The sequence below is a fragment of the Priestia sp. P5 genome (assembly GCF_029522155.1).
GTDB classification, from domain to species: domain Bacteria; phylum Bacillota; class Bacilli; order Bacillales; family Bacillaceae_H; genus Priestia; species Priestia megaterium_E.
In genome coordinates this window covers 508,703-520,828 of sequence record NZ_JAKWFJ010000001.1, presented here as the reverse complement: position 1 = coordinate 520,828, position 12,126 = coordinate 508,703, and the positions used below count along the sequence as shown (strand labels likewise).

General features: G+C 38.8%; 11 protein-coding genes. 1 reads left to right on the top strand and 10 read right to left on the bottom strand.

Annotation, left to right across the window (positions count from 1 at the left end; genetic code table 11):
- Nucleotides 1-181 precede the first annotated feature (181 nt).
- Nucleotides 182-1,756, top strand: a complete 1,575-nt coding sequence (gene serA, locus MMB69_RS02700) for a phosphoglycerate dehydrogenase (RefSeq protein ID WP_277447109.1) — start codon at nucleotides 182-184, stop codon at nucleotides 1,754-1,756.
- A 31-nt stretch (nucleotides 1,757-1,787) separates the two neighbouring features.
- Here serA and MMB69_RS02695 read toward each other — a convergent pair whose 3' ends face one another.
- The 10 genes from MMB69_RS02695 to MMB69_RS02650 form a co-directional block, all read right to left on the bottom strand.
- Nucleotides 1,788-2,477, bottom strand: coding sequence for a peptidoglycan DD-metalloendopeptidase family protein (locus MMB69_RS02695; protein WP_269870391.1), 690 nt, complete (start codon nucleotides 2,475-2,477; stop codon nucleotides 1,788-1,790).
- A 171-nt stretch (nucleotides 2,478-2,648) separates the two neighbouring features.
- Complete coding sequence (locus MMB69_RS02690) at nucleotides 2,649-4,421, bottom strand: ATP-binding protein (RefSeq protein WP_028410715.1); 1,773 nt, start codon at nucleotides 4,419-4,421, stop codon at nucleotides 2,649-2,651.
- Nucleotides 4,421-5,137 carry a response regulator transcription factor gene (locus MMB69_RS02685; RefSeq protein WP_013059051.1) on the bottom strand — a complete coding sequence of 239 codons (717 nt, stop codon included), beginning with the start codon at nucleotides 5,135-5,137 and terminating at the stop codon, nucleotides 4,421-4,423. Before MMB69_RS02685 ends, MMB69_RS02690 begins: the two co-directional genes overlap by 1 nt.
- A gap of 324 nt (nucleotides 5,138-5,461) precedes the next feature.
- The gene (gene ccsB, locus MMB69_RS02680) at nucleotides 5,462-6,640 is read right to left on the bottom strand and encodes a c-type cytochrome biogenesis protein CcsB (protein ID WP_269870392.1); all 1,179 of its coding nucleotides are present in this window, start codon (nucleotides 6,638-6,640) and stop codon (nucleotides 5,462-5,464) included.
- A gap of 11 nt (nucleotides 6,641-6,651) precedes the next feature.
- Nucleotides 6,652-8,274, bottom strand: coding sequence for a cytochrome c biogenesis protein ResB (gene resB / locus MMB69_RS02675; protein ID WP_277447107.1), 1,623 nt, complete (start codon nucleotides 8,272-8,274; stop codon nucleotides 6,652-6,654).
- A gap of 12 nt (nucleotides 8,275-8,286) precedes the next feature.
- The gene (gene resA / locus MMB69_RS02670) at nucleotides 8,287-8,808 is read right to left on the bottom strand and encodes a thiol-disulfide oxidoreductase ResA (protein WP_014458314.1); all 522 of its coding nucleotides are present in this window, start codon (nucleotides 8,806-8,808) and stop codon (nucleotides 8,287-8,289) included.
- A gap of 205 nt (nucleotides 8,809-9,013) precedes the next feature.
- Entirely contained in the window at nucleotides 9,014-9,739 is a 726-nt protein-coding gene (locus tag MMB69_RS02665; protein ID WP_013059055.1) for a pseudouridine synthase, read from the bottom strand.
- Nucleotides 9,740-9,825: 86 nt separating this feature from the next.
- Nucleotides 9,826-10,359 (bottom strand): spore maturation protein, encoded by a 534-nt coding sequence (locus tag MMB69_RS02660; RefSeq protein WP_013084923.1) that lies wholly within the window; start codon nucleotides 10,357-10,359, stop codon nucleotides 9,826-9,828.
- The gene (locus MMB69_RS02655; protein ID WP_013059057.1) at nucleotides 10,356-10,955 is read right to left on the bottom strand and encodes a nucleoside recognition domain-containing protein; all 600 of its coding nucleotides are present in this window, start codon (nucleotides 10,953-10,955) and stop codon (nucleotides 10,356-10,358) included. Before MMB69_RS02655 ends, MMB69_RS02660 begins: the two co-directional genes overlap by 4 nt.
- On the bottom strand, nucleotides 10,948-12,096 hold the full coding sequence (locus tag MMB69_RS02650; RefSeq protein WP_221784530.1) for a D-alanyl-D-alanine carboxypeptidase family protein: 1,149 nt from the start codon (nucleotides 12,094-12,096) through the stop codon (nucleotides 10,948-10,950). Before MMB69_RS02650 ends, MMB69_RS02655 begins: the two co-directional genes overlap by 8 nt.
- Between the last annotated feature and the right edge of the window lie 30 nt (nucleotides 12,097-12,126).

Here is a 12,126-nt window from a genome sequence, read left to right as displayed (position 1 = left end):
ATAAGGAAATAAGTGCATAACCAACAGCATTATGACATATTTATAGTTTCAATTTTACATTTATAATTGTGTATTTGATAACTAATCGTAAAGTTTAAAAAATGTAATTGACAGAATTTTTTTAACATGGTAAATTATCAAATATTTGATGATAGTAAAATCCAAGGGAGATGTTCACGTCATGTATAATGTATTAGTAGCTGATTCAATTAGCAATGAAGGTCTTGCTCCACTACTTGAAGCTCCTCATGTGAATCTTACGCGAAAAAAAGTTGAAGAAGTTGAGAATGATTTGCATACGTACGATGCGCTTTTAGTACGGAGTGCTACGACGGTTACAGAGGATTTGCTGGCAAAAATGCCGAATTTAAAAATTGTTGCCCGCGCTGGAGTAGGTGTCGATAATATTGATATTGAAGCCTCAACCAAACGAGGGGTTGTCGTTATTAACGCGCCGAACGGAAATACCATTTCAACAGCCGAACATACATTCGCTATGATGGCTAGCTTGTTTCGGCATATCCCCCAAGGAAATGCTTCAGTTAAAGCGCGCGAATGGAACCGCTCAGCATTTGTTGGAACAGAGCTTAATCGCAAACACCTGGGCATTATCGGATTTGGACGAATTGGCTCAGAGCTTGCCAAACGCGCAAAAGCCTTCAATATGAGCGTTCACGTTTACGATCCTTTTTTAACATCTTCCCGAGCTGAAAAGCTAGGCGTAGAACTATTATCCCTGGATGAATTACTAGCAGCAGCGGATGTTATTACCGTGCACACTCCGCTTACGAAAGAAACAAAGGGGTTGCTTAATCATGACACGTTAGCCAAAACAAAGAAGGGCGTGTTTTTATTAAACTGCGCACGCGGCGGGATCATTGACGAAAAAGCCTTAGTTCATTATTTAGAAATTGGCCATGTTCAAGGTGCAGCTATTGACGTATTTGAAGTTGAGCCGCCGATTGATAACCCTTTGTTACATTTTGATCAAGTTATCACAACTCCCCATTTAGGAGCTTCTACAAAAGAAGCTCAGCTTAACGTTGCTGAAGACGTGGCACATGACGTTTTGCGTTTTCTAGAAGGTAATCCTGTAAGCTCATCCATTAATTTACCGACGCTTTCTAAAGAAGTTTTTGAAAAAATTCAGCCGTTTACTAGCCTTACTAAACAAATGGGAGCTATTTTATCTCAATGCATGCGAGAACCTGTTCAGCATATCTCTATCTCCTACGGAGGTACAGTGACGGATTTGGAAACCACTTATATTACACGGAGCTTATTATCAGGCTTTTTAACTCATCGTATCGACTCACCTGTTAACGAAGTCAATGCTTCTATGATTGCCAAAGAACGAGGAATTACATTTGGTGAAAAAACATCGGAAGATACGCAAGGATATTCCAATATGATTGACGTTACAGTAACAGGCGAACAGCGTACATTTGCCATTACGGGCACCTATATAGCAGGCTATGGACCTCGAATTGTTAATATTGATTCGTTTGATATTGATTTTTATCCGGAAGGACATCTTCTTTATATCCGTCACAGCGATCAGCCCGGAGTTATTGGAAATGTGGGGAAAGTACTTGGAGATTTACGTATTAACATTGCTACCATGCAAGTGGGCCGTAAGCAAAAAGGCGGAGAAGCCATTATGATGCTTACTTTTGATAAGCTTTTAGATGATTCTGTCATCTCCTCGTTAAAACAAACAAGCGAAATTGTGACCATACAGCGTATTGAATTGTGACATTGAAAAAAGAGCCTTAGCGGCTCTTTTTTTATGGACTTATTTTTAACATTTGTCCTGCATTTAACATCGTATTTTCTAAATGATTCCACTTTCTTAGCTGATCCATACCTACTTCATATTTGACTGCGAGCTCAGATAATGTATCTCCTTGATGGATAAGAATACAGTTATCAGAAGTCTGATGTAACTGCTGAAAAACCGTGGCAGCTAAATCGCTTTTTACGTATGCCGATAGTTTTTGCTTGTCCAATTTGGCAAGTGGGTTTACTGCATTGGTTTTATCCGGATTCCAACTTCCTTGATGAACTTCAAAATGCAAATGTGCACCTGAAGATCGCCCTGTATTGCCAACTCGTCCAATTTTTTGACCTGCGGCTACAGAATTTCCTTCTGCAACAAAACGTTCCTCTAGATGAGCATAGACCGTTTCGTATCCATTCGTTTGTTTGATAAAAACAACCTGTCCGTATGTATTTGAATAGTAAGAGCGGCTCACCACTCCTTTTGCAACAGCATACACCTGTGTACCTACAGGTGCTGCTATGTCAATTCCAAAGTGTTTGGCGTGACGAGAACCAAATATATCAGTTAAGACTCCTTGAACCGGCCACTCCCACTGCCTCTCTTCTGCTTTTACCATTTGCCCGCCAAAAAATAAAAGACCTATACACAATCCCATTACTAATACAACCAATATTCTCCTTAACACGTCAATCATGAAGAAAGAACCTCCTATGTAGATCATTGCACACAAAACATACTATATGCCAATTCCTTCTCTTTTAGACTTGTTTATAGAAAAAATAAAGAGATGTGATTCTCCAATGAATCACATCTCTTTGCCATTCTTATTATTTCAGCCGAAGAAAAACTGTTAGTTGGCATGTGTTTACTTTGGCAGTTTGATAAAGAAAGTTGTTCCTTCATTTAATTCACTTTCAACCGCAATGATCCCTTGATGTGCCTCCACGATATTTTTGGCGATTGCAAGCCCAAGACCAGTTCCTGACTTCCCTCTCGTTCTGGCTTTATCCGCTTTATAAAATCGTTCAAATACAAATGGAAGATCTTCTTTCGGAATGCCTGCTCCTGTATCTTGAACAGAAAGATGGATTTCGGATTGACTTTTATCAAGATGCAGCTTTACTTCTCCGTAGTCATCCGTATGACGGATGGCATTATCAATTAAGTTTGTCAGCACTTGTTCCATACGGTCTGAATCAATCATCGCTTCAAATTCATCTTCTATTTTTCCATTAAGAGACAGTTTAATATGTTTTTCTTTAGCTAACCCTTGAAACTTACGCAAAACACGTTCTGTAAATTCAACCATTGCTACAGATTCTAAGTGAAGCTGCACATGTCCCGCTTCCATTCGCGCCAAATCTAAAAGTTCATTTACAAGCCGGCCCATACGGAGTGATTCATCATAAATCACCTGTGCAATTTCTTTCTTTTCTTCATCCGTACTTGCAATATCGTCAATAATAGCTTCACTATAACCTTGAAGCATAGAAATAGGTGTACGTAATTCATGAGACACGTTTGCAATAAAATCTTTTCTCGATTTATCAAGTTTACGCTCTTCAGACATATCCCGTAGTACAGCTACAGCACCGCGGATTTTCGTTTGATTATAGAGCGGTGACATTAAAATGACCCACGTTTTCCCTTGAATTTTCAATTCTGCACTTCGCTCTGTTTCAGTCTCTACTACCGTTTGAAACAAATGGACGACGTTTGCTGGAAGTTCAGGTACCTGCTGATTGTTGACATCCTGTTCGTAATACCAAGTCTGAAGAAAATGCTCCGCTGGGGGGTTGGTAATTAAAATCGATCCGTCTCTACTAAACGTAATAACACCATCTGCCATACTGCTTAAAATACTTGAAAGCTGCTCTTTTTCCTGATTGAGCGCATTGAGGTTAAACTTTAACTGCCTGCCCATTTGATTAAAAGCAATCGCTAACTCTCCAATTTCATCGTGAGTTAAAATAGGTACTTTTGTATCAAAGTTGCCTTTTGTTACTTCAAATGCCGCCTGCCTCATTTTTCTAAGAGGCGCTGTAATTCGAGTGGATAAGAAAAAAGCAAAGATAGTAGTTAAAATAATAGCAATGCCTGCAGCCAATAAAATGAACTTAGTCGTATATTGAGCGGGTTCTTCAATTTCAGAAAGAGATTGATACAAATAAACGCCGCCTGTTGGTTTGTTATCTTTCATTAAAGGTACACCGACAACAAACATTAAAGGCTCATCACTCGTATCTTTCTTTGTAGTCATGTACATTTTTTCCCGTATTACTTTACCTTTTTCAACCACTTGATTTAGCTGATCATTTTGTTTAACAATGGCCGAAATAGCTTTCTTATTTTCTTTATCAGGATGTGTGGAATGCCAATAAAAATCTTTGTCTTGAACAATAACTACACTTGCTTGGTCTGCAAGTTCACGAGCAATCGATAGTCCTAGTTTTTCATCGTCCGTTTCCTGCACAATGGTAGAGATTTTAGCAGCCGTTTTAGTTAAACGGTTTTCTGCATCTACAACATGATAATTTTCAAAAAACTGAAGCAGTAAAATGGTCAAAATAAATAAAACAAGCGTGACGAGCAATAGGATAGTAAACCATAGTTTACCAACTACACTTCTCCAAAACATCAGTTATTTTCAACCTCAAATTTATACCCTACTCCCCAAACGGTTACAATCATTTTCGCCGCTTGTGACGATACACGATTTAACTTTTCACGCAAACGCTTGACGTGCGTATCTACCGTACGAAGATCTCCAAAGAAATCATAATGCCATACTTCACGTAGCAGCTGCTCTCTGTCATATACTTTATCTGGCGTTTTTGCAAGGTAGCATAATAATTCATATTCTTTTGGAGTTAAGTTAACTTCTTTTCCGTCTGCTGTAACGCGATGTGCATCATTATCAATCGTTAAGTGATCAAAGACAATAAGATTTTTCACGCTCGTTTCTGGTTGAATAAACGTTGCTTGAGAAGAACGTCGAAGCAGTGCTTTTACGCGAAGAACCACTTCTCTTGGGCTAAACGGCTTAACGATATAATCATCTGTACCTACTTCAAACCCTTGGACTCTGTTTACTTCTTCCCCTTTAGCTGTAAGCATGATAATAGGAGTTGCTTTTTTCTCCCGAATTTGTTTACAAACCTCAATACCGTCTATGCCAGGCATCATTAAATCCAATACAATCAAATCATAATCTATGTGTAACGCTTTTTCGATTGCTTCATGCCCATCGGCTGCTTCTTCAATGATGTATCCTTCTTTTTCTAAGTACATTTTTAACAATCGTCTAATGCGATCTTCATCGTCTACTAGCAGTAATCTTTGTTCGTTTTGCATGTATTTTCAACCTCCTAGTCTTAGTGTACAAAAAAAAACCGGCGAGTTCTACTTATGATACCCAAACAATGTGACAATTCGTGAACACCTTTACGAAAAACAGCTTTTTTTACCAAAAAGAGGCTGAGACGCAACGAAATCCATTCAATCTAAAGACGAACAAATAAAATACAGGAGCTAGAAGCACCTACATATATGAAGCCTCCGTTCACCATACCAATGAAAAAATCCGAACGAATGAGATTCTCCATCAAGAATCTCATTCGTTCGGATCTTCCTTCAACTAAAATATCTTTGTTTCAGCCTCTATTCTATTTTTAAAGGTTACGCATATGAATGTAAACCTGCAATAATTAGGTTCACAGCCACTAAGTTGAACATAATGATGGCAAACCCGCCAACTGCCAGCCAAGCTGATTTTTCACCGTGCCATCCTTTAGACAGCCGAAGATGAAGAAAAGCGGCGTAAAATAAAAAGGTGATCAGCGCCCACACCTCTTTAGGGTCCCACCCCCAAAAGCGCGTCCAGGCCATCTGAGCCCAAATCATAGCGAAAATAAGTGCTCCTAGTGTGAAAATAGGAAATCCAATCGCCACTGCTCTGTAGCTTACTTCATCAAGCAAGTCGCTGTTTACCTGCTTCACAAGAGGCTGCAGCGCAGCTCCAATTCGCTTCCGTAAAATAAGGCGAATCAGCCAATATAATACAAAGCCACCGCCTAACGACCAAATAACCGTATTTAATTTTTTAGCATTGATAATAGCTGGCATATCAACAAGCGGCTGTATGTCGTTCCCGTCTGTCCACTCACTTTGATGAGGCCCCACTAGCGGAACCATATGATATACGACTTGCTCTTGTTCTCCACTTTTATTAACCCAATTAAATGATGACTCGTAGTGAGCCGCATTAAAAGCCAGCGTCACCGCTACAAACCCAAGCGTACTAATAAGCGTATACAGGATGAATTCCAGCCAAAATGCTTTTTTATTTCGCTTGGATTGGTCAATCGTTTTGATTAAATAAATCAATCCTGCAACAAAGCTAATGGAAAGCACGGCTTCACCCGTAGCAGCAGTTGTAACGTGAATATGCAGCCAATTCGTTTGGAGAGCCGGTATCAGCGGCGTAATTTCAGTTGGAAACATGCTTGCATAAGCAATGATCAAAAGAGCCACCGGCAATGCAAACAGTCCAAGCATGCTAAGACGATAAATAAAGTAAATAACAATAAATGCGCCAACAAGCATCATGCCAAAAAACGTCGTAAATTCAAATAAATTACTAACAGGAGCGTGACCTGATGCAATCCACCTTGTAATGAAGTAGCCAATCTGTGCAATAAAGCCGATGATGGTAACCGCAATTCCAAACGTTGCCCACTTTGTTTTCTTTTGAGCTGCTCGCTTATCTCGAATAGCTCCTCCGAAAAAAAAGGTTGCAACTAAATAAGCAATAAACGCCACATACAGTAAATTACTACTTATACTCGCGTAATCCATGCTTTTTCCTCCTATTTTGTTTCTTTATCATTTTGGTCCTTCAGCTGTGTAAGAGATGTTGATTCTAATAAACCATTTAGTTCTTTTTTAAGCCCATACCAGTTTTTATTTGTATGTGCGGCCAACCATATCTCATTATTGACTTTTTGAACCCACATGCGGCGATGATTCCAATACATCCCTTGAATTACACCAATCATAAAGATGGCTCCGCCAACTCCTAAAAACCAAAGCGTATAGTCTCTGCGAACGGTTAATCCCGTTACATTTTTCGTTTCCACACCAGCAAAGGTCATTTTATAATCGTTATTTCCTAGCGGCTCCAAGTTCTCTCTAATTCCAACAAAAGCAACTTCACCTTTTTTATGCTGAGGCGTAATCATTTTAAATACAAAAGCCGGATTGTTAGGCACTCTGGTCTTTGTGTTTGGATTTCCTTCATCATCAAAGAAAAAGTCTGGAAAGTAACTCATGAGCTTGACTTTATATCCGTTTTTTAAATCATATGTTTCTTTTGGATTATGTAAATCTACTGTAAGTGAACCAACGTTTCTATTTGCATTTTTATCTGTTAAATGGAAAGACATAGAGCTAAATTCATTTAACTTGAAATCCACTTGGTACATGGCATATCCTTCAAACTTAAGCGGCTGATTCACACGAATCTCTGAATCTTTTATTTTCTTTAACTTTGGATCTGCTCCCGGTATAAGCTTTCCTTCGCGCTTATACAGACTAACATCCGCTTCATATTTTTTGGCTACTTTATTATTCCCTGCACGATCAATTGCTTCTTGAAACACAGCGTTTTCGCTATCTTTATCATACATTTCAACAGTAAAACGATGGTTTTTCAAAAAATACTCTCCGTTCGTCCCAGGAATAACTTTTGTTTCACCTTCGCGGATCCAAAGAACTTCATCTATATACATACCTGGTACAAATCTAAGCATAGCACCTAGTAAAAAGATAATGAGACCGATATGATTAACGTATGGACCCCATCTTGAGAAGCGTCCTTTTTCAGCCAGCAGATTTCCGTTTTCTTCACGAATAGAGTATCTTCTTTTTTTAAGCATGCTTTTTACATGTTCATATTCTTGATCGGTCCACGATGATGAAATGCTGTATAAACGCTGTCTTTTTAAGAAGTTTGGATGTTTTGTTACACTCTGCTTTTTTAGAGCTCGGTACAAAGGCACTACTCGATCTAAACTGCAAATGACTAACGACATTCCTAAAGCAGCAATTAAAAGCAAGTACCACCACGATTCGTAGAGATGATGAAAACCTAACTTATAATAAAGCTCTCCTGTCCATCCATATTCCTTTTGGTAATACTCGTCTGCTGTCACATTAGGAGGTATGTAAGCTTCTTGAGGATAAATGGTTCCGACTGCAGACGCAACAAGCGTTACAATAATGATCCAAATACCTACTTTTACAGAAGAGAAAAAATTCCATATTTTATCGATAACTGTTTTATTGTACGTTTGCGATCGCCTTGCGCTTCCTTCATAACGCATATCCACTAATTTATCAGTTGTTTCTTCTGCAATCGGCTTACCACAGGCTTCACACAAAATCGTACCATGCGGGTTAACGTGTCCACATTCACATTTTACGTGTTTCATTGTCAACACTCCCTATGGTTTAATTTCTTCCATATATTCTTTTATTTTAGACTCTTCCAATCCCCCAATAAAACTGTCTACAATCTTTCCGTTTTTATCAATTAAAAATGTAGTCGGCAGAGGATCTATTCCGTATGCACCCAAAACTTGTGAATCTTTATCCATCAAAATTGGAAAAGATAGCCCATACTGTTTAGCAAACTGCTCTACTGCTATATTCGTTTCCGCAACGTTAACAGCTAGAATTTCAACACCTTGCTTTTTATATGAGGCATACTGCTTTTCCATCGCCGGCATCTCTTGTTTACAGGGCTTGCACCACGTTCCCCAAAAATTCAAAAAAACTCCTTTGCCTTTGTAATCTGATAGCTGATGAGTTTCTCCATTAACATCTCTTAATATAAAGTCAGGTGCCTTATCTCCTACTGATACCTTTTGTTTATCAGCAAAAAATTGAGCATAAAGGGTATATCCAACCGCGCACAGCAAAACTGCCAATATAACTGTTCGAATAATCAAGCGCTTTTTTTTCATGGCACGAACTCCTTTTAACCGCTTTCAATACGCTTTTTTCTACCATTATATCATTTTTGTGGTAGTGGCTTTCCAATAATATTTCGACGTTTCTGTGAAGTCTTCCTCTCATTCTACAAGTTCGACATTTTTTCAAAAAACCTTGCTTGTTTTTCTAATTCACGACATTTTTCATAAAAAAAAAAAAAAAACAGGTAAGTGAAAATTACTTACCTGTTTGAGACATTGAATATAATTGTTTGACTTCATGCGCTGTAAGCTCACGAGCTTCTCCTGCATTTAATCCGCGTAAATCTAAAGGTCCGTAGCGCTCACGTTTTAATTTTAATACAGAATGTCCGATTGCATCGAACATACGACGTACTTGACGATTTTTCCCTTCGTGAATCGTCAATTCCACAATTGCCGTCTGCTTGCTTTTATCAATAGAAAGAACTTTTGCACGAGCTGGTGCTGTTTTTCCGTCCTCAAGCATCACACCGCGCTGCAGCTGTCTGATTTTTTCACGACTTGGAATTCCTTTAATTTTAGCCACATACACTTTGTCCACTTCAAATTTAGGGTGCATTAGCTGATTAGCAAATTCACCGTCGTTTGTTAAAAGAAGTAAACCCGACGTATCATAGTCCAGACGTCCAATGGGATAAATTCTTTCTTCTACATGTGGAAAGAAGTCAACGACTGTTTTTCTTCCCTTATCGTCGTTAGCAGCTGAAATGACGCCTCTTGGTTTGTATAACATAAAATAAACGGGCGCTTCGCTTTCTACCGGCACTTCGTCTACTTCAATTTTATCGTTAGGACCTACTTTCGTGCCCAATTCTCTTACAACTTTTCCATTTACTTTCACTCGGCCTTGGCCGATTAATTCTTCAGCTTTACGTCTTGATGCTACACCTGCGTGAGCAATTACTTTTTGTAATCGTTCCATTAACACTTCACCTCTTGTAACATCTTACTTGTTTACGAAGTAATACACAAGTGTATTTGCCACTCAGAGGTAGAATTTTCGATTTCTTACCGGCCAAACACAAGGATTACAATGACAACTGAGGCAATAATTCCTACCAAATCTGCCAGTAAACCAACCTTCAGCGCATCTCCCATTTTTTTAATGCCAACCGCTCCAAAATAAACCGTTAAAATATAAAATGTGGTATCTGTACTTCCCTGCATGGTCGATGCCAAACGACCGATAAAAGAATCAGGTCCGTATGTAGAAATTAGATCCGTCGTGATACCAAGAGCAGCCGTTCCAGATATCGGTTTGATAAGAGCTAAAGGTACAATTTCAGCCGGAACGCCGACTGCTTGCAGCATAGGTTTTAAAACAGATAAGAAAAAATCAAGGGCTCCTGAAGCTCGAAAAATAGAGATGCTCACTAACATGCCGACTAAGTAAGGAATGATGGAAAAAGCAATTTGTAACCCGTCTTTCCCTCCCTCTACAAACTTTTCATACGTAGGAATTTTTTTATAGGTCCCATAAAGTAAAATACATCCTACAATAAGAGGAATAAACATCAATGATACTTGATTAAGCATAGTCATTTTCGTTTTCCCCCTTTTCGTGTACGTCTATAATAAAAGAAGCGATCAATGATGATAGCTCCTATCGTAGCTACAACAGTTGCTAAAAGCGTAGTACCCACAATTTCAGTAGGATTAGCCGAGTTATACGTAATTCGAATTGCAATAACTGTGGTTGGTATAAGTGTTAAACTGGTTGTGTTAAGTGCTAAAAGTGTAATCATAGAACGGCTTGCTTCGTCTCTATCGCCGTTTAGCTTTTTAAGCTGCTCCATCGCTTTAATGCCGAGAGGAGTTGCCGCATTCCCGAGTCCAAACATATTCGCCATCATATTGGACAATATGTACCCCAAGGCCGGATGATCTTTTGGAACATCAGGGAAAAGTCTTGTAATAATGGGTCGAAACAATTTCGCTAACTTGTCGAGAAGCCCTGCACTTTGAGCAATATTCATCATCCCTAACCAAAAGACCAGCACGCTGATCAACCCTATGCTGATGGTCACTGCTTCGCCTGCTCCTTGAAAAATTGCTTTGTTTACATCACCAATTTTCCCATTTATAATCGCAAAAACAATTCCAATAATGGTCAGGAGCATCCAAATAATATTAACCATCTGTTTTGGCTCCAGACTGAATAAACATTAATCGCTTCACTCTATCAAAGAAACCTTTTTGCTGCTCGGCCTGCTTTTCGAAATAAATAGGAACACTGTCAATCGTTTCTCCACTTCTATAAATATCGAGCTTCCCTACAACATTGGGAACTTTCCCTGTTTCTTTCCACTGCTTTTTAGGCTGAATTAACGTTGTTTTCACTTCTACAGAGCTCTGTTCTTTCTTTGTAAGAGGATAGACGACATTTCGTTTAATATACAACTGATCTTTATAGAAAGAATCTTTTATATCTGCCAATTCGCCTTTTGCAGCTAAACTGGTCATATCATATTTATCAAATGCATTTTCATACATGGAAATGTGATCGTTCCAATCATCTGGCGCATTAATCGTTACGGCGATTAAATCCATTCCATCTTTTGTAGCAGTTGTCACAAGCGTTCGTTTTGCTAATTTCGTATATCCTGTTTTTCCGCCAGTACAATATGCATATAGTGTTGTCAGCAGTTTATTTTTGTTTTTCCACACTCGATCCCATTTCTCTTCAGGGTGCTTCATTCGATAGACTTTTGTTCCTGAAATCTCTTTGAAAATTTTATTATTCATTGCATAGCGCATAAGCAGAGCCATATCGTGCGCTGTTGAGCGATGATTTTCATGATCGTCTAATCCATGCGGATTTTGAAATGTTGTATTTGTCATGCCAATTTCTTCTGCTTTTTTATTCATCAAATAAACAAATCCATCTTCGCTTCCTCCAACGGCTTCTGCGATAGCTACAGCAGCATCATTACCTGAACGAAGCATCAAGCCATACACTAAGTCTTTTAATTTTATTTTTTCACCTTCAACTAAATACACAGAAGAACCTTCAACGCCAACTGCGTTGTGGCTAACGGTAACTTTTTTATTTATTTTGCCAGATTCAATCGCCAGTATTGCTGTCATAATTTTTGTGATGCTAGCAATTCGGCTAACTTGATCTGCATTTTTAGCATATAAAACTCTTCCTGACTTCTGTTCCATCAAAATAGCACTATGAGCACTTACACTCCCTGCTGCAGATGATACGGAAGGCCAACCGCTGAGACATAGCAATACAATAAATAGATAGATGATACTTTTTTTGCTTCTTTTCATGTCATCCCCGTCCCTCTACCTGTTTGTACA